The following is a 21,847-nucleotide window of genomic DNA, read 5'->3' as shown; positions in this document are numbered from 1 at the left end:
GGAAAAAAAAGAGCATACGGGGCTGGTGGATAATCCAGTCATATTAGTGGCGCTGGGCATTTCCCTGATGCAATAACTATGGAGTTAAAATGTATAAAAAAGTAGAAGCACAAATAGGTGGGAAAAACATTTCCATTGAAACCGGTAAACTGGCCAAACAGGCCTCTGGTTCTATTGTGATCCAGTCAGGAGAGACCGTTGTCCTGGTGACCGCGGTTGCAGGCAAGGAAAATAAACCCGAGTTGGGTTTCTTGCCGCTGACCATCGAATATCAGGAAAAACTGGCATCTGTCGGCAAAATACCGGGCAACTATTTCAGAAGAGAGATAGGTCGCCCCAGTGATCATGAGGTGTTGACCTGCAGAATTATAGACAGACCGCTGCGTCCTTTGTTTCCCGCGGGCTATGCATCCGAGACGCAAGTTATCGCCACTGTTCTATCCGCTGATACCCAGAATGACCCGGATGTTCTGGCATTGGTCGGTGCATCATGCGCTCTGACCCTCTCCGACATTCCCTTCGGCGGACCTGTGGCCGGTGCCCGGGTTGGATATATAGACGGTGATTACGTTATCAACCCCACGGCGGACGAGCTGCTTGAATCCAGCATGAACATCGTTGTAGCCTGTACCCGAGATGCTGTTGTCATGGTCGAAGGCCAGGCCGACAGCCTCAGCGAAGCTGAAGTATTATCAGCCATATTTTTTGTGCACGAGCAGATACAGCCATTGATAGATCTGCAGGATGATTTGAGGTCCACCAATGGACGCGAGAAAAGAATTATCGAACCACCGCAGATTGATGAAGCCCTTCTGGAGAAGGTAAAAGAGGTTTCCTCCGAGGGTGTGATCAAAGTAGTCACCACGGCCGATAAAATGGAACGGGGTCGTCTTTCCGATGAGCTCAAGAAAAAAGTGATTGCCGAGCTTGATGAAAGCGGCGATCGGGCCGGGGAAATCAGTGATCTGCTGTCATCTTACAAGAAGACGGTCATGCGTAAAATGATCGTTGATGATGAGCGAAGGATTGACGGGCGCTCCTTTGATCAGATTCGTAATATTACCTGTGAAGTCGGTTACCTCCCGCGAACACACGGTTCTGCGCTCTTCACCCGCGGAGAAACCCAGGCCCTGGTGACGGCAACCCTCGGCAGCGAGAGAGACCAGCAGCGCATTGAAACCCTCACTGGCGATGAAAACAGAAGGTTTATGCTCCACTATAACTTTCCGCCATTCTGTGTGGGCGAGGCGCGCATGATGCGAGGTCCTTCAAGAAGGGATGTCGGCCATGGCACCTTGGCGATGCGCGGTTTATCCGGGGTTCTGCCCAGTGAAGAGGATTTTCCCTATTCGATTCGGGTGGTTTCAGAAGTGCTGGAGTCAAACGGATCTTCTTCCATGGCAACAGTATGCGGCGGCAGTATGGCCATGATGGACGCCGGAATACCGATCAAGGAATCGGTATCAGGCATTGCCATGGGACTTATCAAGGAAGGAGACAAGGTTGTTATTCTCTCCGATATCCTCGGCGATGAAGATCATCTCGGCGACATGGACTTCAAGGTGGTCGGCACTGAAGGCGGCATAACTTCACTGCAGATGGATATCAAGATTGCCGGGGTTGACCGTGAAATCATGGGAGATGCCCTTGAGCAAGCCAAGAGAGGAAGGCTGCACATTCTTGCTGAAATGAAATCAGGAATCTCCAAAGCACGTGAAGAAGTGTCAGAATATGCTCCTAAGTATCTGGTTATCAAAATAAACCCGGATAAGATTCGGGATATTATCGGCCCGGGCGGCAAAATCATCAAAGAGATGTCTGCTGAATACGATGCCAAAATAGAAGTTGATGACAGCGGTCTGGTGAAGATATTCACCTCGGATGGCAGCAAAGCTGAAGCATTGATCGAGAAGATCAAGGCGATTACAGCCGAGGTTGAAATAGGCAAGACCTACACCGGAGTGGTAAAGAGCATAAAGGATTTTGGCGCCTTTGTTGAAGTATTGCCGGGAACTGACGGCCTTGTTCACATTTCCGAACTGGATACCAAACGTGTTGCCAAGGTTACCGACGTGCTCAACGAGGGTGACACTGTGGAGGTGAAAGTTCTCGATGTCGACAATAGAGGCCGGATCCGTCTGAGCCGTAAAGCCCTGCTGTAATCGACTGAACGCGTGGTAATTATTTAATGCAAAGCCGGATCGTTATTGATCCGGCTTTTTTTTTGAATTGAAAAAATCAATGAGCGAAGAAATAATCACCTTTTGCCGTCTGGATCGACAGGCCACCGCCGATTTGGGTCTGCCTGCCTATGAAACAGAACATGCCGCGGGCATGGATATCCGTGCCGCGGTTGACACCTTTCTGATCCTGAGGGCCGGCGAACGTGCTCTTATCGGAACAGGACTGGCAGTTGCCATTCCTCCAGGTTTTGAAATTCAGGTACGGCCCCGCAGCGGACTAGCGGTTAAGCATGGTGTTACCGTGCTCAACAGCCCGGGAACGATAGATGCGGATTATCGGGGAGAGATCAAGATAGCGCTTATCAATCTCGGCACGGAGGATTTCCGTATTACCAGAGGAGATCGTATTGCACAATTAGTCGTGGCACCTGTTGTCCGGGCAAATGTGAAGACGGCACTGGAACTCTCCAGGACCACACGGGGTGATGGCGGTTTCGGCCACACAGGCAGGTGATATGCGTTTTTCGGTGCTCGGCAGCGGCAGCAAAGGAAATTCCGTCTATATTGAATCCGGAAAAACGGGGATATTGCTGGATGCGGGATTTTCCGGAAAGCAATTGTGTTCACGCCTGAACAGTACCGGTAAAGCCATCGAATGCGTCGGCGGAATTTTATTAACCCATGAACATAATGATCATATCTGTGGAGCGGGAATACTCTCCAGGCGCTGTAAGATTCCGGTTTTCGCCAATGAAGGCACCTTTCGCGGCGGAGAGAAGAAGATGGGGAGGCTTCATCAGAGAGAAGAGTTTGAAACAGGAGAGAAATTTGTCTTTCAGGATCTCGAAATTCGCTCCTTCCGCACTCTTCATGATACCAATGATCCGGTGGGGTATGTGATCAGCGACGGTCAATACACTCTGGGGTACTGCACCGATACCGGCAAAGTCACCCATCTCATGGCAGCCCGCCTACTCAACTGTGATGGTTTGATCCTCGAATTTAATCATGATCCGGAAATGCTCAGGCAAGGTCCGTATCCACTTTTTTTACAGCAGCGCGTCCGCTCCAGCCACGGTCATCTGGCTAATGACGATGCCGCCGATTTTCTGGGCCGTCTTCTCAATCCGCGGTTACAATACATCGTTCTGGCCCACCTGAGTGAAACCAACAACCTTCCCGGAATCGCCCATGAAGCTGCAATGAAAGTAAAGGCTGATTCGAACAGCACCTTCGTAGTGGCACGGCAGGAGTGTCCCACTACCATCATGGATCTTTCCTTATCGGCCCACCATCATAAATAAATCTGTTTCCCCCTGAACTCCAGCTTCTCCTGGCCTTGGGCCGAGGACTAGGGGGCAAGCAGGCAAATAAAAATCACATTACATGCTGGGTAGGTGGATCCGCTTATCCTTCGGTCTTTTGGGATTGGCTTTATATAGTAGCAGGGTTTTGCCGATGAACTGGACCAGTGAGCTCTGCGAGGCTTCCGGTATGATCCGGGCAGCTTCCTTTTTGTCAACTTCGGAGTTGCTGCCTACCTTTACCTTAATAAGCTCGTGATTGAGAAGTTCGGTTTGCACGGCTTTCAGCAGACTTTCGCTGATGCCCTCCTTGCCGACGAGAACCAGGGGGGAAAGCTTGTGGCCCAGACCTCTGAGGTATTTGATTTGCCGGTTGGTGAGTGCTGTATCTTGAGGTTTTGCTGGAGTATCCATTATATTTATAATTTGTAACCGTTTTTAATAAATTTAGCCTATGAAGGCAATGGCCAGGTATGAGCCGAAGACAAGTGTTTCAGCTCATAAGGTTTTTAACTATTTCAACACCGCCTATCCAGGTACCGATGGCGGATCCAAGACCGGTAAGAATAAAGACCAGGAATACCCGCAGAAGTTTGTTTTTCCACCAACAGGCGAAATGCAGCATATCTTCAGCTACCGTCTCAAATTCCCTGACAACCGGCGGGCATACCATAACCTGGATAAATGCGGTGACATATCCCGCGCCGATCACCGGAGTGAGGCTGGTTATCGGCGCCGCCGCAAAGGCGCCAATAGTAGTGAAAGGGTGGGCCATGGCGAGCACCGCTCCTGCGGCCGATGGTATACCATTTGCTAAAATCCAGTAGAGCAGGTTGGCGCCGGCCACCGATGCTCCTTTTTGGAAGCCGATGGTAACAAGTGAACCGATAATAACAAGAGGTATGGCCCATCCTACAAATTTAAAGGTACGGGATACCGGTGGAATAGTGCTTATCTCCTCCATCAGCGAACTGTTGTCGGTTTGTAGATGTTTGATGATACCACTTATGTGGCCGGCTCCAACGACAGCGACTATTTTCCCACCCGGTGTGGTTCGTATTTTTTCAGCAAGGTAGATATCCCTTTCATCGATAAGTACCCTTTTGACATCGGGCAGAGTATCTCCCATTTCATCCATCAATTCGGCCAGAACGTCCTTTTGTCTCAGCTCGGCCAGTTTCTCCTCACTTACTTCGGTACGATCAAAAAGGCTTCCCAGCAGAGCCGCAAAAAGATATCCTTTCTTGAAAAATGAGGTGGATTTCCAGGTTCTGCGCAGAGTAATGCGCACATCCCTATCGCACAGGGCAATGGGTATCCCGTGCCTGTCTGCGGTTTCCGCGGCGGCGAGAAGTTCAGCACCGGGGGTGACGCCCAGTTGGCTTCCGAGTTTCTTCTGATAGGAGGCCATCAGCATATTGATCATCAGTGTCGACAGCTGTTTGTTTTTGATAACCTCTTTCAGATCCAGGGCCTGCCAGCGTTTCTTCTCCATCAGGACCTTATATCGCTTATCGTCGAGCTCCAGGCAGACGGTGTCAGGGTTTTCAAGAGTGATTACCTGTCTGACAAGGTCAACTGATTCCTGTGATATATGCGCAGTCCCTATGAGCAGGACTGTTTTTCCTTCAAGATGGAGTATATGGACATCATCCGAATGTTGATTCCTGACAAGTGTGTCTTCGAGCATGAATATGAGTAATTTTAAAAAAGGGGAGGATAATTGCGCTGCACCACGCACGTAAGGTCTAGCCCTACAATGGCAACGAAAGGTTCAGTTGTAAAGAGAATTCGAAACGTATCCTGCTGTCAAAAAAATGATCTTTGACATCGGCAAAAGCCCGGCACAAAATCCTGCTTGCCAAAGCAGTTCTCGAAAACCACTCATTGTCTCAGCAAAAGGGCTGTGGCCGGGAGTTCGCCAGCGCTGTCTTCATCTAGACATCCTTTACTTTCAGCTTACTGCCCGGATGGATGAGGTTGGTATTCAAATTGTTCCAGAGTTTGATCTCTTTGGGCGAGGTATTGAAGCGGCGTGAAATTTTCCAGAGAGTGTCGCCACCCTTAACCTGATACCAGCTAAACGCTTCATGGGCGGACGTTTCCGTTACGGGAATGTTCTTTTTATTATCAGCAAAGACTATAAGGTTATTGTCGGTATCCGCAGCCGCTGTTTTCTGCGGATTTTTTTGAGCGGAGGTGGAGGAGGCTAAAACAGCGCCGTCATCTATTATATAAAGAGCAAGCTGCTGCCCCTCCCGAATCTTATGGACGCTTTTAAGCCCATTCCAGGCAACGATCATCTGCTGAGGAACCGAATATTTCGTGGCAATTTTTGAAATGGTTTCACCACGCTTGATAGTATGCAGGATCAAACTGTCGCTTGAGTGAGCAATGGCCGAGCCGTCTTTCGGCAGCAGCTGATAATCAACAACGCTATAAGGGATACGGAGACGCTGCCCACGCTGTAAGGTACCGCTACGTAAATTGTTGACCTTCAGGATCGTGGTCTTGTTGACGTTATATTTGTTGCAGATAGCCGTAAGAGTTTCGTTTTTTGCTATTATATGTGTTTTATAGCCTGTTTTGACGACACTGTGCAGTCTGCTGAGATTGGCCGCCGCAAGGCTGGAAGTACCTTTGGGAACATTGGCAAGATATTTTGATTGATTAAGCGGGGTTCTTCCTGTTTTCAGCTCCTGGTTGAGGAGTCCGAGTTCCTTTTCGGATCCCCCGCTGACAAGGGCCAGGGCGTTGATGCTCAGACCCGGGCCGACTTCAATGGTGTCGTGCTGGAAGGGAGCTTCGTAGCTGATATTGTTGAAACCAAATTTTTCCGGGTTTTTGGCTATAATCATGGCAGCGATGAGTTTGGGGACATACCGCTTGGTTTCAAGACTGAGATATTTTTTTTCGGCAAGCTCCCAAAAATCCTTGGTTTTGAAACGTTTTAAGCCATATCCGATTTTACCGGCGCCGGCATTATAGGCAGCCACCGCCAGGTGCCAGTCATTAAACTGTGCGTAGAGATCGCCGAGAAAGGCGACGGCGGCCTTTGTCGCCTTTTCGGCGTTGCGGCGTTCATCTACATACTGATCGATTCTGAGATTATAATCCTTGCCGGTCCCTGACATGAACTGCCACATGCCAACGGCCCGGGCTCGCGAATAGGCGCGCTGATTAAAACCACTTTCGATCATGGCCAGATAGATGAGGTCTTTCGGCAGACCCGCTTTCTCAAGCTCTGCATGGATAAGCGGCATATATTTTGAGGAACGGGCCAACCAGCGTTTAAAATGTTTTTTCTGCTTGTTCTGAAAGAGGTCGATATACATTTCGACCTGTTTGTTGATAACTATCGGAAAATCATAGTCCTTGACGTCAGCTGCGGCAGGAATCTTTTTTTCCGCCCAGGACCCTGTCTGTTCGAGAGCATTAAGTTCCTGAGTTATGCTTTTTTCATCCTCAACCGGCAGCGGCAGCAGTTCAGCGGGAGGTGTGGATGAATTTTCAGAATCGATCAGGATGACATCTTCCCCCGAATTTACTGCAGGATCATCTATAAAACTGAGAAATGTTTCTTTGGCTGCACAGCCCGAAAGACCGAGGAGAAGACATGAAAGGAGAATAAAGCGGGTTTTTGATATAATCATTATTTGCAAATCATAGTAATATTCTGTTGCCGGAAGCTACCAAAAATAGAAAACAACTACATGCAGGTTGAGATAAGTGGAGTAACAATGTACACTCACTTTTCTATCAGCTTGATAGTAAAATTGGTGTATTTAAACCTTATGATTCCTTGAATTGCAAGCAAAATAGCATTTTAGTACCTTAGAAAAAATCTTTCGGATATTTTTCAGGATGATATTTTCCGTGAATCCGGCTGCTATTGAGAATACTCCCTTGAGTTTCTTATGGCAGGATTTCGCGATGGAAAAAAGAGAAAAAGACTATTATTGCTGTGCCTCATTGATATTACTTAGTTGCCTTCAAAAATGATAAAAAAAATACTGCGGTTTCTTGCAATAGCCCTCTTTCTTTCTGTACTTGGAGGTGGAGCAGCACTTTACTGGTTTGTGGTCCTCCATCCCGGCGAAGAGATTCAATCAGAGAATATCGAAAGCATATTAGGGAAAGAAAGTCCTGTTTTCTATAACGACGGCATCACCCGCCTTGGCGTGTTTTTTGACCAGGCGCACCGACAGTATGTGCCATATGACCGAATCCCCGTCAATTTCATCAATGCCCTGGTGGCCTCCGAAGACAATAGTTTCTTCTCTCATTTTGGCTTTGACCCTCTAAGTATCATGCGGGCGGCCTGGATGAATATTCAGTCCGGAAGGATAGTACAGGGTGGATCTACATTGACACAGCAGACCGCGAAAAACCTCTTCAAAAGAAAAAACCGCACCATACAAGCGAAATTGAAAGAGCTGCTTTTTGCCTTACGTCTCGAATATCACTACCCCAAGGAGAAAATCTTCGAGTTTTATGCCAACCAGTTCTTTGTCAGCGGCAATGGTCATGGATTAGGTATTGCCGCGCGTTACTACTTTGATAAAAAACCCGAGGAGCTGACTCTCCTGCAGTGTGCCTATATAGCCGGAAGCGTCAAGAGGCCGAATTACTATAATCCTTTCATCAAAAAGTCGGAGGAAAATAGAAAGAAGGCGCTTGAAAGAGGAAGGACCAGAGTCAACTACGTTCTGGCAAAAATGCTCGAGCTTGGAATGATCAGCGAATACGAGCAGGGCGTTGCCACATTCGGTGATATAGGATTTTCCAAAGGCGAGGTCGGCTTTCCTCTTGATTATGCCATGGATATGGTCAAGGACGCAGTGACCTCGGTTGAAATTACCGAGGCTTTGGAAAAACATGAAATTACCAATATTTCCACATCAGGCGTGCGTATCATCACCACCATCGATAAAAAAATGCAGGAACAGACGCTGTACTCTCTGCGCCATGATATTTCCCGTCTGGATGTGCGTCTTCGCGGATATGAACGCGAGCAGGTGCAGAAAGAGTTGCAGGAGCTTACCTATAAGGGCGACAAGCTTTTCAAACAGCATGCCTTTCTCTTTGGTGAAATTGTGGAGGTTTCAAATGATGACGGCTCTCCGCTGGTCACTGTCGATCTGGGCCATCGTGCCAGAACCGGCGTGATAGACAAGAGCGGGCTTTCACGGCTGGTGGCCGCCAGAGTGCGCTGGCAGAAAAATCCCTGGAGTGTTGCCGGCGCAAAGGACTACAGCGCCTTTCTCCAGCAGCTGCAGCCGGGAGACACGGTTTGGGTCAGCGTTCGCGGAGAAGGTGACGATGGCAGGATACAGCTCGATCTGGAAAAATATCCACAATTAAACGGCGGGGCACTGGTTCTTAAAGACGGCATTATCAAAGCGGTGGCCGGAGGAGTGGAGAATCGCTTTTATAATCGGGCCATTTATGCCAGAAGGACGATGGGGTCATCCTTCAAGCCTTTTGTCTTTGCGGCGGCACTGCAGTTGGGGTGGAATAGCACAGATCATCTGCGGAACTCCCGGGATGTTTTCATGTACCAGAACCAGCCATATTTTCCCCGTCCCGATCATCATTCGCCTTTTGATGAGGTTTCACTGAGCTGGGCGGGTGTCAAATCGGAGAATGTTGCCTCTGTCTGGCTGCTCTCACATCTTTGCGATAAGCTGACCAGTGAACAGCTCCGTGAGGTGGCGGAGCATGTCGATATGGCGCCGACTGTCGTCGATGGTGAGCAGGAACCCTACTCCCGTTACAGGAGCCGCATCCGCGACAGGTATGGAATTGTCATAAATCTCGACACCCTGCGTAAAGCCGCATTTCAGCGTGCCCTGGAAAATATAGAAACGGATTTTATCTTTGCAGGCAGAGACCTTGAGCATAAACGTTTACAGAAGATGCATTATGGTCTGGGGTTTGCGGATATTAAAAAGTCTATTGAAAAAGAACTCAAAAATCGATCGTTGAGCCAGAGTGCCAGGGAAGAGCTGGAGCTGCGCCGGGAAATAGTGGCTGAAAGTTATCTTGATTATGAAAATCTTCACCGCAAGTTTGACAATTTCAGACAACGGCACCGCAGCGATAGAACATTCGCCTCCGTATACTATCCGGAGTTGGTGGAGGATACCATTGACGAGAGCGAGGAAGGTGCCGAGGGTCGATTATTCTATGACGAATTTGCCGGACGCTATATCTTCCTGGAAGATATATCCCGGAGCGGAGGAATGATTCCTTTGTCCGGGGCTCGTCTGGAGCGGATGCTGACAGCTATGAGTGAGACGCAGAGAAAAAATTTCTGGAATGATGTTTATCTGAATTCCGAAATTTCGGTGGAGGGTTTCGAATTGATACAGCAACAGGTTTCCCGTGAGATGGAAACTTTGCGACAACAGCAACCCTACAGTATGGATACACTCGAGCATATCAGTGATTTCAGAATACTGGTCGGCCTTAGATATTTAATAGCACTTGCTCAGGAATTCGGAGTCAACAGCGGCCTGGCCCCGGTGCTGTCCTTTCCGCTTGGATCGAATGTAGTCACGCTCTTAGAAACCCTGCGCCTTTATGAAGGACTGACGACCGGCAAAGTGACTCTGTCCGGCGTCAATGAGGATGACAGCCGAGATTTGCTCAGCATCATCGATAGAATTGAATCATCGGGTGGAGAGATCCTGTATCAGCCACAGCGGATTAGCCGGGACCTCGTAGCTCCGGAAACATCCGCAGCGATAGGACATGTGCTTGAAAATGTAGTAAAATTCGGCACAGGGAGATATGCAGATAAGCATGTCAAACTCACCGGCTCGGCGACTCAGGAGAAGGACGAAATAATCGACGGCCTGGGCCTGTCTATTCCGGTTCTGGGAAAAACCGGGACGGCCAACAGATATACCAATGCCTCGTTTTTCGGTTATCTTCCCGGATTTTCCAAGGCTGACAACACTCTTTCGCTGAGCGATGGTTATGCCGTCGGAGTGTATGTCGGATTTGATGATAATGAGGCCATGAGGAAAGGGGCTACCAGAATATCCGGTTCTGCCGGAGCACTGCCTATCTGGAGTGAGATTGTCAATGCGATTGTGCAGAACGATGGATATGCTAACCAACTCGATGTCGTCGATCTCTCTTTTTATGGATTGTCGCTGAAGCGCCCTGAAATAGGACAAAAAAATATTGCGATTTCCACGGATAAGGGAGGGATCATTCCGCCGGGTGCTGCGGGAATCATAGATTCTCAGGACAGGTATACTCCTTCGATATTGACATTCGGCACTTTGGATGACCAGGGAGGGTTTCTTCCGACACGTCATTTTCTCCCATACTGGCGGGTGTCTTCTCTTGTGGAAAAGACCCTGACCAGGTAAAAAATCCCAGGATATGCTTCATTGTTTTCGGGATCGGCATGACTTCCTGGATTTTATTCCTGCTCCTTGCTATGATATGGAATATGTCTATTATAATGCGGGTAAAGAGCGGAGATAACAGGCTGTATCCGACCGCAAAATCCAGGAGCTGTAGACCTCCCTGCAAAAAAGTGCGGCAGGTGCAACCAGTTTGATTAGTTAAACTATTTTAATTTGTTACCGATATGACAGTAACAGGTAAAACCAACGCGGGGCGAATATCTCCTCCCGGAAAAATGAAGAAAATTAAATAACGTATGAAAATGTCTTCCTTAAAAATACCGGTAGTATGTGTCATTTGTGCTCTGCTGTTTACTGGCTGCGGCTCCCCCCCGAAATACGCACCACCGCTGCAGGAGGAGAGTTATGGCAGAGAGAGCAGAGAGAGCAGAGATGGAGATGGCTCCTATCCCGGAGTAAGCAGCTCTCCGGTAGATTTTGACTCGCAAAAAGAAATCACCCAACCCCAGGAAATACGCCTTCCTTCGGAGACAGCGAGAGAAAAGGATTTTGTCCAGATCCAGGGCCCTCTGCCGACAATGACGTATGTCAATGACCGTATATTTGAATATGGTCGAAAGCTTGATCATTGGAGAGAGATAGATGCCCGCTCGGCAGCACTGGAGATGAGCCGCGAGGATAGCGAAACCATGGTCGGCTGTTTTGTGGATCTGCAAAAGGTTCTGAATGGCTATAACCGGCTTCGCGCCGATATGCTGCAGCTCAATACCAGCAGCGCTCATCTGATAATAAGCGGTGAAGATGTCATGGATTTGCAGAAGCGCGATATTTCTTTTCTGGAATCCATATGCGGGAAATTACTTGCTCCCGAAGGGGATGAACTGGTCGACTGGGAGAACAGGGAGGCCGATGCAGATTTGCCGCAGCTGGAAACCATAATCGAGAGATACACGGACAGCCGTGAATATGAAGAGGTTGTGCAGGCCTGGCAGCGAATCCCCGAGCAGCAGAAGGAAAGAGTTCATTTGCGCACCAAGATCTTCTATGGCAATGCCCTGATGTTTTTGCATCAGGAAGAGAAGGCTGCGGAAATATATCAGCAGATAGTCGATGAGATGTCGGTCTCGGACGAGCAGAAGACCGATCTGCTTTCATTACGCCGGATACTGGCGGATCTCTATACCGCATCGGGCAATTACACTGCCGCGGAGAGTCAGTACCTCAATATCTCACGAGACTACCGGGATCTTGGCAGCATAGAAGAGTGGTCAAAACTGCAGCTTAATATTCTGGAAAGGAGCGAAGAAGGTGGTCCGGAGCTCACGAAATACTCCAATCTGCTGCGCAACTTTCTCGGCTTTATTCCGGAACGGGACGGTTTTAAAATTGTCTGGGATGCCGAAAATTTTCTGGCCGACTTTCCCTATTCCGCTGTGGCCTCCAATGTTGATATCATCAAGGATACGGCCCGGCAAAGAGCCCAGCAATGGTTCGAGCAGTTCTTTGTTGAAGTGGACGATTTGGCAGCGGAACAAAAATATCTTGATGCCATAGAAAAACTGGAAGCGATCCCGGGAGACATTATCAGTCTTGAACAGAAGGAGAAGATAAAGGCGCGAACCGATGAACTTGTTCTTGCTGAAGCCGTCGAGCGGGAAACCCGCAAGATCGAGAAAATGCAGGAGTTACAGACCCGCTGGAATGAAGGAATGGTAAAGGTCGAAGAGGGAGACTATGATCAAGCCATAACCGCTTTTCAGGCATTGCTGCAGACGGAGTATCACGCCAAGGCCGAGGATAAAATAAAAGATATTACCCTTCTTGCCGCCAAATCGGACAGGAGGGCTGCCGCAGATCTCTATATTCGCTATACCAAGACATCGGATGTCGAGATGAAAAAGAAGCTTCTCACCGAGTCGAGACGGCTTCTTACCGAAATACTCACAAAATATTCCGATGTGGACATACTGGATAAGGTCCAGGATAATATCAGCAGGGTTGAACAGGAAATGAATACCCTGGATCCCAACCTTCTGCCTGCCATCAAAGCGGCTGAAAATGGTGGCAGTATGGAATTTCAGGAGGAGAAGGACGTGGATGATTTTGCTTTTACCCTACCGGCTGATATCGAGCCCAGAAAAAAGACAGGTCTGCAGGAAGGAGACCTGAAGCAATAGAAAGGGCTTAAGTCCTAAATTTACAGCGGACATTGTCTTGGCAGAAGTTACCGGGTTGCCCCGGGGAAAAATAAAAAAACAGCTCCTTTACGGGAGCTGTTTTTTTATTTGTTTACCCGGGGTTTTTTTACCATATAATAAAGAACAGGAACCGCCATCCTGCTTACCAGAAGTGAGGCGATTTCGCCGAACATGAGGGAGATGGCGAGCCCCTGAAAAATCGGGTCTGCAAGAATGACCGAGGCCCCTACAACAACGGCGAGAGCGGTCAACAGCATCGGACGAAAACGCACTGCACCGGCCTCGGTGACCGCATGGGCCAGCTCCTGTCCCTGTGCTCTGCGCAGTTCGATAAAATCGACCAGGATTATGGAGTTGCGCACCACTATGCCGGCACCGGCCATGAAACCGATCATTGAAGTCGCCGTGAAGAAAGCGCCCAGTCCCCAATGCGCAGGCAGAATCCCGATGAGTGAAAAGGGAATGGCCGCCATGACCACAAGGGGTGTGATGTAATCCTTGAACCAGCCCACCATCAGCATATAAATAAGGATCATGACGACGCAGAAGGCAAGGCCGAGGTCGCGAAAAACCTCCAGGGTGATGTGCCACTCCCCGTCCCACTTCAGTGCTACTTCATGCTCCATAAAGGGCTGGTTGAGATTATATATGGCAACATTTCCCGCCCTGCCGCCAAACTGCTCCGCCTCCAATTGCTTTATCCGCTTATTCATTGCGAAGATGGCATACACCGGGCTTTCAACGCTGCCGGCCACATCTCCGGTAACATAGATCACCGGTTTGAGATTTTTCCGGTAGATGGTCTGAGCCACTTTTTTTTCTTTAACCCGGACAAGTTCCCGCAGCGGTACCAGGGCAGATTCGGGCGACATGTCCGGGCGTACTGAGATATTGAGCAGAGAGTCGATTCGGGCCCGAAGATACTCTGGCAGCTCGAAAATGATGTTGATCTCTTCTTTGTCGCTGGCCTTGTGGTACAGGGCAATGGAAGCGCCCCGGACGGCAATGTCAATGGTTTTAGCAACGAGTTCTTCCGATACCCCATTCAGAGCCGCCTTTTCCTTGTCGACGGTGATGATCTTTCTGTGTCTTTCCTCTTCCCTGAACCAGTCTATATCGACCACTCCCTCGGTTTCGGCAAATATCCGCTTTACTTCTTCTGCCAGTTCTATGCGGGCTTCCTCCGTCGGGCCGTAGATTTCGGCAACAAGAGTCTGCAGTACCGGGGGGCCGGGAGGCACCTCGGCCACGGCCACGGCCGCTCCGTACTGCTCTGCTATTAGAGCCAGTGCAGGACGAATTCGCTGAGCGATATCATGGCTCTGGTCGCTGCGTTCATCTTTTGGCAGAAGATTGACCTGAATATCGGCAACCTCCGGTCCCTTGCGCATGAAATAATGACGAACCAGGCCGTTGAAGTTATAGGGCGAAGCGATTCCGGTGTAAATCTGATAGTTGTCCACCGCAGGGTCCTTGGCAACGGCCTCGGACATCTGCAAAGCAACCCGTGAAGTCTGTTCGAGCGTAGTCCCTTCGGGCATATTGAGAATGACTTGAAATTCACTCTTGTTGTCAAAGGGCAGCATCTTGACTTTTACCAGACCGAAGTAGACCATCGACATGCTCAACAGCAGCAGAATGATGATTACGGCGAAGAAAAGAATACGCCACCACCCATGTGAAAGCAGCGGATCCATCACCGCATGATAGAGTCTGGTGAAGAAATCGTCGGGAACGTCGTGGTCACCGCCCTCATGATTGCCGGACGCTTTGCCTTTGAGAATATGGACGGCCGCCCAGGGCGTGATGGAAAAGGCGATGAGCAGAGAAAAGATCATCGCCGCCGTGGCACCGATGGGAATCGGTCGCATATAAGGCCCCATCAAGCCGCCGACAAAGGCCATGGGGAGAATTGCCGCTATTACCGCCCAAGTTGCGAGAATTGTGGGATTGCCCACTTCGTCGACGGCTTCGATGGCGATTGTGGAAAAGGATTTATCGCTATTGGCAGGCAGACGCCGGTGGCGCACGATATTTTCCACTACGACAATGGCATCGTCGACCAGAATGCCTATGGAGAAGATGAGGGCAAAAAGCGTTATTCGATTGAGAGTATAGCCGTAGAGGTAAAAGATGAGCAGGGTCAGGGCCAGGGTCGAGGGGATGGCCAGCATGACCACGATCGATTCGCGCCAGCCGAGAAAGAACAGTATTAAAAGGGCGACGCCGAAGACCGCGATTCCCATATGGAGAAGCAGCTCGTTCGATTTTTCAGCCGCAGTCTGACCATAATCCCTGGTTACCGTGATATCTATTTCCGAAGGTATCAGACTGCCCTTGAGGCCTTCAATTTTTTTGAGTACATCGTCGACGACACTAACGGCATTGGCCCCGGGTCTCTTGGCAATGGACAGGGTTACCGCTGCCTCTCTCGCTGGGGTGTTCCGGTCGCCATGGATAACATAATTCTCGGGATCGGCGGGACCGTCCATGACGGCGGCAACATCTTTGAGATATACGGGTTTTCCGCCAAATACTCCGACTACCACCCTTTCCACATCCTCCACATCGGCGAAAAAGCGGCCGGTCTGCAGCAATATTTCAGTATTCAGGGTCTTGAGACTTCCGGAAAAGGACTGCTGGTTGGCCTGCTGAATTTTGGTAATGATTTCGGTAGCAGTCAGGTTCCGGGAATTAAGGAGTAATGGATCGAAAAGCACCCGCAGTTGACGTTGGGTCCCTCCGATTATCGTGGTTTCGGCAACATCCCGGATGCTCTTTATAGAATCATCGAGCTGTGCCGCCACCCGGCGCAGCATAAAGGAGTCATATTCATTACTGTGCAGGGTGACGGCAAGGATGGGGACATCGTCTATGGTATGTGGTTTGATCAACGGTTGTGATACCGTATGCGGAATGCGGTCAAAGTTGGTCTCCAGTTTCTGATTGAGCCGTACTATGGATTCCTCGAGATCGGCACCCACGTAAAATCTCACCACTATGAGGCTCTTGCCGTGCATTGAGGTGGAATAGATGTATTCAACTCCGGGAAGTTCATACAGCAGCTTTTCCATGGGGATGGAGAGCCGCTCTTCAACCTCCTTTGGAGTTGCGCCGGGCATTTGAACCAGGACATCGATCATGGGCACCTTGATCTGCGGCTCCTCTTCACGCGGCAGCAGTATCACAGCCAGCACCCCAAGCAGAAGCGAGGCGACTATGGCCAGTGGGGTCAGCTTGGAGTGCAGGAAGGCTCCGGCAAAAATGCCGGCAAAGCCCGTTTTCGGGGAATTAGCGTTCTTCATCATTGACCTTGCGGGTCTAATGTATTGACGGGCTGAGAATCTCTCAAGCGCTTGTCATCACTGATTATCAGTTTATCTCCGGCGCTGAGCCCCGAGAGTATTTCAACTTCCTGTCCGTAATGTTTTCCGGTTCTGACCAGCCGCAGTCTGGCTCTGCCATCCACCAGAAGAAAAACCTTTTCCATCTGCCCGAACGATTCGATACTCTGCGGTGGTACCAGAATTGTTTCCACGGTGTTTCCCGGAAGAATCACCCGGGCAAACTGGCCCGAACGAAGAGCGGGTTGTTCGTTGATGTCAAGCTTGATCGGTACCGTTCTGCTGCGCGGATCTGCAATTGGAGTGATTTCGACAACAGTACCCTTCAGCTTGAGCTGCGCTGCGGGGACGCTCGTCTCCATTTCCATGCCGAGAGTGATATTTGCGACAAGACTTTCGGGGATATCGGCCACTATCTGCAGGTTGCTTTCATCGGCAATATGCAGCAGGGGTTTTCCCGGAGTTGCCAGATCGCCGATATCTACCGATTTTTGGGTAATGAGACCATCGAAAGGTGCCGTCACGGTGGTGTAATCCAGCATGGTCCGAGCCTCCCGGTAGGTGGCTTCGGCGATCTTCTGGGAATCTTCCAGGAGCTTCACCGCTTCCGGCGTGGCGGCGTTCTGTGCGAGCAGTTTCCGTTCCCGGCTAAGATTGCGGGAGGCTTGATCAAGCTGAGCCCGGGCCTGCTGTAGCTGTGCCGATATTTCCTCGGCGCTGATCTGCAGCAATGTCTGACCCTTGGTTACGTGGGAGCCGGAGGTAACCTCCAGAGCGATAATATTACCGCTGATTCTTGAGGAAATGACTGCCTGTCTGGCGGCCTGAACGGTGGCCATTACTTCGACTTGATCGGCCACTTCCGTACTGACGACGGTAACGGTTTCCACCGTGACCGCACCGCCGGGAAAGGATTGACTGTCCTTATCCTGCTCACTGCTGCAGCCGGCAAGGAATAAAAAAAGCAGCAGGAAGAAGACTGTGCCATGACTATTGGGGTATCGGACCATTTTCTGCTCCATGTTATCTAAGTATGAAAATCAATGGTAGAATAAGCTTTCAAAATTGAGGCAGGCCAACTACCTTGCGCAGGTTGGCAATGGCTATCTTATGCAGGGCATTAGCCCGAGAAGCCCGCACCAGAGCGTCTGTAAGTCGCGTTTCGGAGTCTATGAGATCGGAAGAGAGTATCACGCCTTCTTTGAAACGAGCCCGGCTTAGCCGTGCGCTTTCCCTGGCAAAGTTGATCATCTTTTTAGTAACGTCAACTCTTTCTCTGGCCTGCTGCAATTCCTGTTTTGCCTGCTGCAATTCATAGTTGAGTTGGAGCTCCGTCTTTCTTCGCAGTTCCTCCCGTTCGGCCAGCAGCATTTTTTTCTCGGCCAGCTCGCCATCCCTTCGTCCTCCGTCAAAAAGTGAATATTTCAGTCTGACCCCGGCAATCCATGAGTTGCCGTGATCGCCGCTGACAAACCCCGTGTCGTGCTGGTAGCCGGCAAATCCATCGATTTCGGGGAGGTATTGGGCCCGGCTCATCTGCATGGCAGCCCCGGCTGCTGCGATACCACTTTCTATGGACTTGAGTTCAGGCCGGGCGGAATAGTCGGCAATTTCGGGGATACTCTGCTGAAAGGAGCTTTCTCTGTCTATCTGTACCGGTCCATCGGCAATTCCCAGCAGATTGTTGAAGGCATGATGAGTGAGATTCAGAGTGTGCCGGGCCAGAATCAGGTCTTCTCCTGCTCGAGCTTCCTGGACCTCGAGATCAAGAAGTTGCCGGCGCAGCAGATCACCTGCATCATAACGTGCCCTGGCAACATGTAGTGAGGCTTTGATGGCATCTTGTGCCGATTTGCGGGCTTCCACCATTTCCTCGGCAAGAACGATCTGTTCGAAGGCCCGGACAACTTCGAAGGCAAGCTGATTTAAAAGACTTTCCCGATCGGCGATGAACTTCTGGCGATCATGTTCAGAAAGGGCGATGGCGGCACGGTCTTTTCCTCCACTATAGAGGCGATACTGCAGTTCAGCCTGGATGCGGAGATTATCAGTTCTGCCTGGATCGTTAAAATCGATGGAGTTGTCGAAAGAGCCCTGATTGAGAATATTGCCAAAAGAATAAAGAGCATTATCAGTCTGAGCGTATTCCGAGTTGAGGAGCAGCCGGGGATAAAGTGCACTGTCGGCCTGATCGATTCCCGCTTGGGCTCTGGCGATTCGTATCAGGGCGATACGACTGTCGGCATTGTTCTGCAGAGCATAGTCGACGGCGCTCTCCGCATCCCAGACCCGTTCCTCCTCTCCCTGGCCTGCGAACACAAAAAGGGGGGGGGCTGCGGCAATACAGACCAGAAGGATGATAGATACCCGATAAAATAGTGTCATGAGGTAAAAGAATGAAAGAGGTTATTAAAGATTTTAATTAAATTCTACATCAATATATTTTTAGAAAATGATTTGTCAAGAGAAACTAACTAAGTGGTGCAGAAGAATAGCACAATTAACTGGTTAATACAATCATATACCCGTTTTAGCGGCTCTCGGGGGGTGATGAGCACGGAAAAAATCTTCGAGGTTGCCCGAGATGTACTCTGTATAAGCGAATACTTTGAGAAAGCTGGATATACTAGTCGTAGCACCTCAAGCGTGATTTGTTGATACATGAGGTAGGCGAATCGCCATTGCTTCATCTGTAACGATATCAATCGAGCTTTTACGACTCCATCAGGCCTGGCAATGGGCTGTTGACAACCCACATGACATCGGAGATAATTCGCCAGGGTTTAGGCTTTATAATCCAGTAATTTATTTTCTTGATGATATCTATAATCCGAGATGATGCGTTGTAGGTGCTGGACTAAATCCTCCACGGGGGGGGGCTGAGAGTTTGAGGAGATTTTCATGCTGGAATTACGAAAGTTTGTAGCCCCTGAGTTTATATTCGGATTGGGTGCACTTGATTTGGTGGGACGGTATGCCGGAAATTTCGGCGCCAGAAAGGCTTTTATCGTCACCGATGAAGGTGTTGTCAATAGCGGGATAACCCAACAAGTTATTGATAATCTTAAGGCTATTGGTCTCGAATTTTCCCTGTTCACCGCCATATCGCCAAATCCCCGGGCGCAGGAGGTTATGGCCGGCGCCGAGCAATATCTCAGCGATTCATGTGATGTGATAATTTCGGTGGGTGGAGGCAGTCCCATGGACTGCGCCAAGGGAATCGGTATTGTCACCACAAATCGCAGACATATCCTGGAATTTGAAGGCATTGACAATGTGGAGATCCCCGGGCCACCATTGATCTGCCTGCCGACCACGGCTGGAACCGCAGCGGATGTTTCTCAATTTGCCATAATCAGCAACCGCGAAGAGTTGATCAAAATTGCCATCGTCAGCAAAACCATGGTGCCCGATGTCGCCCTGATCGATCCCGCGGCAACAGTTTCCATGGATGGATATCTGACGGCCTGCACTGGTATAGATGCACTGGTGCATGCTTTCGAGGCTTATGTCTCCACGGCCCATGCTCCAATTCTCGATCTGCACGCCCTCAACGCCATAACACTTATTTTTGAAAACCTGGTGCCGGTATTACAGGAACCCGGCAATATGGAGCTTCGCGGCAGAATTGCTCTTGCCAGCCTGGAGGCAGGCCTGGCCTTTTCCAATGCAAGCCTGGGCGCGGTGCATGCTATGGCGCACAGTTGCGGAGGTCTTCTTGATATGCCCCATGGTGAATGTAATGCTCTCCTTCTGGATCATGTGGTTGCCTATAACTATCCCAAAGCTCCCGAGCGTTATCGCAACATTGCCCGGGCCATAGGTGTTCCTGTCGATTCCATGGACTCCCCGGCGATAAAAAATGAAATACTGCAGCGGATCCGACAGCTCAAGCAGGAAGTCGGCATAATCGGCGGATTAAAGGAAAGAGGAACGGTTTCTGCCGATATTCCGGCGCTGGCCCGCAATGCCATGAAAGATCCATGCATGGTTACCAATCCCAGAGTTGCGGCTGTGAGGGATATCGAGGTCATCTATGAAGAAGCCCTCTGAGCAGGAAACCAGAGACCTGCTGAGAAGCAAGATAATCGGATTAGGGGAAAAATCGATTCGCAAAAGCTATTACCCCGAACTGCAGCAGAGAATAGCGGAGCTGGAAAAGACCAATAGGGAACTTTTTGAAGAAGTGGCGGAGCGGAGAAAAGCCGAAAAGATAAACGACAAGCTTGAGGAACAGCTTCGCCAGGCCATGAAGATGGAGGCAATTGGTACACTTGCCGGAGGAATTGCCCACGACTTCAACAATATCCTGACTGCAATAATCGGCTACACTGATCTTGCTCAACTGCACATCGCCGAGGGCTGCAAGCAGGAACATTGTCCTGTTCATGATGATCTGGCAAGACTCCTGGAGGCCGGGCACAGGGCACGGGATCTGATCAGGCAGATACTGACATTCAGCCGTCAGCAGAAACATGAAAACGTGCCAGTACAGCTCAGCGTGATCGTCAGGGAAGCCATGAATATGTTGAGTTCGACCATCCCTGCATCCATCGAGATCCGGGAGAATATTCTCAACGATGACGACTATATTATGGCCGATCCTACCCAGATGCACCAGATCATCATGAATCTCTGCACAAATGGCTATCATGCCATGCGGGAGAAGGGCGGAACACTCAGTGTCAATCTTATCCAAACGGAGATCGACAAAGATGATCTACGGGTGGGGCGCCTTCATCTGCAGCCCGGCCCCTATGTCGTCCTCGAGATAAGCGATACCGGCGTAGGCATGGACCGGAATGTTCTTGAACGAATTTTTGATCCCTATTTCACCACCAGGGGAGAGAGCGGCGGCACAGGTATGGGGCTGGCCGTCGTCCATGGTATTGTCAGGGAGCATAGCGGGCATATCAGTGCCTACAGCGAACCGGGGGAGGGAACCACTTTCAGGGTGTATTTCCCGCAGATAATCGGGAGTGTCAGCAGACATGTTATCACCCAGAACAAACCTCTGCCTGGCGGCAGGGAAAGGATTTTGCTTGTCGATGATGAAGAGATTGTTCTCAACCTCGAGAAATCACTTCTGGAAAAGCTTGGCTACAGCATCACGGCCTTTCAGAGTCCCATAGAGGCATTGGAATTTTTTAAGAGACACGGCAGTTCCTTTGATCTGGTGATGACCGATATGACCATGCCAAAGATGAACGGCGCTGAGTTCACAAAAGAAATTTTAAAATACCGGCCCAATATACCGGTGGTAATCTGTACAGGATTCAGTGAACTGATTAACGAGGAGAAAGCCAGAACTATAGGTGCCTGCAAGTATGTAATGAAGCCCTTTATCCTCCGGGAAATAGCAGCGGCTCTGCGTGCCGTCCTTGATGGAGGAGATGCTGATGAAAGCCCGGAATAAAGTAGTGTCTGCCAACT

13 protein-coding genes are annotated in these 21,847 nt (G+C 49.9%); 7 read left to right on the top strand and 6 right to left on the bottom strand.

Annotated features, from left to right (window positions below; translation table 11 throughout):
• Nucleotides 1–89: 89 nt before the first annotated feature.
• The 3 genes from pnp (at nt 90) to JWG88_RS09985 (ending at nt 3,487) form a co-directional block, all read left to right on the top strand.
• Complete coding sequence (gene pnp / locus JWG88_RS09995) at nt 90–2,162, top strand: polyribonucleotide nucleotidyltransferase (RefSeq protein ID WP_205233586.1); 2,073 nt, start codon at nt 90–92, stop codon at nt 2,160–2,162.
• Nucleotides 2,163–2,241: 79 nt separating this feature from the next.
• On the top strand, nt 2,242–2,697 hold the full coding sequence (dut, locus tag JWG88_RS09990) for a dUTP diphosphatase (protein ID WP_205233585.1): 456 nt from the start codon (nt 2,242–2,244) through the stop codon (nt 2,695–2,697).
• 1 nt (nt 2,698) lies between these two features.
• On the top strand, nt 2,699–3,487 hold the full coding sequence (locus tag JWG88_RS09985; protein WP_205233584.1) for an MBL fold metallo-hydrolase: 789 nt from the start codon (nt 2,699–2,701) through the stop codon (nt 3,485–3,487).
• Between the two features lie 78 nt (nt 3,488–3,565).
• Here the strand turns inward: JWG88_RS09985 and yhbY are convergent, their stop codons facing one another.
• The 3 genes from yhbY to JWG88_RS09970 all read right to left on the bottom strand — a co-directional run bounded on the left by yhbY (nt 3,566) and on the right by JWG88_RS09970 (nt 7,140).
• Nucleotides 3,566–3,901, bottom strand: a complete 336-nt coding sequence (gene yhbY, locus JWG88_RS09980) for a ribosome assembly RNA-binding protein YhbY (RefSeq protein WP_205233583.1) — start codon at nt 3,899–3,901, stop codon at nt 3,566–3,568.
• Between the two features lie 79 nt (nt 3,902–3,980).
• Nucleotides 3,981–5,177, bottom strand: a complete 1,197-nt coding sequence (locus JWG88_RS09975; protein WP_205233582.1) for a TraB/GumN family protein — start codon at nt 5,175–5,177, stop codon at nt 3,981–3,983.
• Nucleotides 5,178–5,424: 247 nt separating this feature from the next.
• Nucleotides 5,425–7,140: a LysM peptidoglycan-binding domain-containing protein gene (locus tag JWG88_RS09970; RefSeq protein WP_205233581.1), complete on the bottom strand. Its 1,716-nt coding sequence runs from the start codon at nt 7,138–7,140 to the stop codon at nt 5,425–5,427.
• Between the two features lie 345 nt (nt 7,141–7,485).
• Here JWG88_RS09970 and JWG88_RS09965 point away from each other — a divergent pair, with 345 nt between their 5' ends.
• Both JWG88_RS09965 and JWG88_RS09960 read left to right on the top strand, forming a co-directional pair.
• The gene (locus tag JWG88_RS09965; protein ID WP_205233580.1) at nt 7,486–10,872 is read left to right on the top strand and encodes a transglycosylase domain-containing protein; all 3,387 of its coding nucleotides are present in this window, start codon (nt 7,486–7,488) and stop codon (nt 10,870–10,872) included.
• A gap of 296 nt (nt 10,873–11,168) precedes the next feature.
• Complete coding sequence (locus JWG88_RS09960; RefSeq protein WP_205233579.1) at nt 11,169–13,049, top strand: tetratricopeptide repeat protein; 1,881 nt, start codon at nt 11,169–11,171, stop codon at nt 13,047–13,049.
• Between the two features lie 104 nt (nt 13,050–13,153).
• Here JWG88_RS09960 and JWG88_RS09955 read toward each other — a convergent pair whose 3' ends face one another.
• From JWG88_RS09955 to JWG88_RS09945, 3 genes are read right to left on the bottom strand one after another with little or no spacing between them, the layout of a single operon-like run.
• Entirely contained in the window at nt 13,154–16,375 is a 3,222-nt protein-coding gene (locus tag JWG88_RS09955) for an efflux RND transporter permease subunit (RefSeq protein ID WP_205233786.1), read from the bottom strand.
• On the bottom strand, nt 16,375–17,424 hold the full coding sequence (locus JWG88_RS09950; RefSeq protein ID WP_205233578.1) for an efflux RND transporter periplasmic adaptor subunit: 1,050 nt from the start codon (nt 17,422–17,424) through the stop codon (nt 16,375–16,377). Before JWG88_RS09950 ends, JWG88_RS09955 begins: the two co-directional genes overlap by 1 nt.
• A 49-nt stretch (nt 17,425–17,473) precedes the next feature.
• On the bottom strand, nt 17,474–18,799 hold the full coding sequence (locus JWG88_RS09945; protein WP_205233577.1) for a TolC family protein: 1,326 nt from the start codon (nt 18,797–18,799) through the stop codon (nt 17,474–17,476).
• Nucleotides 18,800–19,315: 516 nt separating this feature from the next.
• On the opposite strand from JWG88_RS09945, the gene ercA reads away from it, so the two are divergent.
• Both ercA and JWG88_RS09935 read left to right on the top strand, forming a co-directional pair.
• Nucleotides 19,316–20,467, top strand: a complete 1,152-nt coding sequence (gene ercA, locus JWG88_RS09940) for an alcohol dehydrogenase-like regulatory protein ErcA (RefSeq protein WP_205233576.1) — start codon at nt 19,316–19,318, stop codon at nt 20,465–20,467.
• Nucleotides 20,451–21,830, top strand: a complete 1,380-nt coding sequence (locus JWG88_RS09935; protein WP_205233575.1) for a hybrid sensor histidine kinase/response regulator — start codon at nt 20,451–20,453, stop codon at nt 21,828–21,830. Before ercA ends, JWG88_RS09935 begins: the two co-directional genes overlap by 17 nt.
• The last annotated feature ends 17 nt before the right edge of the window (nt 21,831–21,847 follow it).

The organism is Desulfopila inferna (assembly GCF_016919005.1).
GTDB classification, from domain to species: Bacteria; Desulfobacterota; Desulfobulbia; order Desulfobulbales; family Desulfocapsaceae; genus Desulfopila_A; species Desulfopila_A inferna.
The sequence above is the reverse complement of the archived record's forward strand: the minus strand, read 5'-3'. Positions and strand labels throughout refer to the sequence as shown.

Bases quoted from the DNA above. Each gene is read 5' to 3' on its own strand.
- JWG88_RS09950 (WP_205233578.1), bottom strand. From the start codon at position 17,424: ATGGTCCGATACCCCAATAGTCATGGCACAGTCTTCTTCCTGCTGCTT.
- pnp (WP_205233586.1), top strand. From the start codon at position 90: ATGTATAAAAAAGTAGAAGCACAAATAGGTGGGAAAAACATTTCCATT.
- ercA (WP_205233576.1), top strand. From the start codon at position 19,316: ATGCTGGAATTACGAAAGTTTGTAGCCCCTGAGTTTATATTCGGATTG.
- JWG88_RS09935 (WP_205233575.1), top strand. From the start codon at position 20,451: ATGAAGAAGCCCTCTGAGCAGGAAACCAGAGACCTGCTGAGAAGCAAG.
- yhbY (WP_205233583.1), bottom strand. From the start codon at position 3,901: ATGGATACTCCAGCAAAACCTCAAGATACAGCACTCACCAACCGGCAA.
- dut (WP_205233585.1), top strand. From the start codon at position 2,242: ATGAGCGAAGAAATAATCACCTTTTGCCGTCTGGATCGACAGGCCACC.
- JWG88_RS09955 (WP_205233786.1), bottom strand. From the start codon at position 16,375: ATGAAGAACGCTAATTCCCCGAAAACGGGCTTTGCCGGCATTTTTGCC.
- JWG88_RS09960 (WP_205233579.1), top strand. From the start codon at position 11,169: ATGAAAATGTCTTCCTTAAAAATACCGGTAGTATGTGTCATTTGTGCT.
- JWG88_RS09975 (WP_205233582.1), bottom strand. From the start codon at position 5,177: ATGCTCGAAGACACACTTGTCAGGAATCAACATTCGGATGATGTCCAT.
- JWG88_RS09970 (WP_205233581.1), bottom strand. From the start codon at position 7,140: ATGATTATATCAAAAACCCGCTTTATTCTCCTTTCATGTCTTCTCCTC.
- JWG88_RS09985 (WP_205233584.1), top strand. From the start codon at position 2,699: ATGCGTTTTTCGGTGCTCGGCAGCGGCAGCAAAGGAAATTCCGTCTAT.
- JWG88_RS09945 (WP_205233577.1), bottom strand. From the start codon at position 18,799: ATGACACTATTTTATCGGGTATCTATCATCCTTCTGGTCTGTATTGCC.
- JWG88_RS09965 (WP_205233580.1), top strand. From the start codon at position 7,486: ATGATAAAAAAAATACTGCGGTTTCTTGCAATAGCCCTCTTTCTTTCT.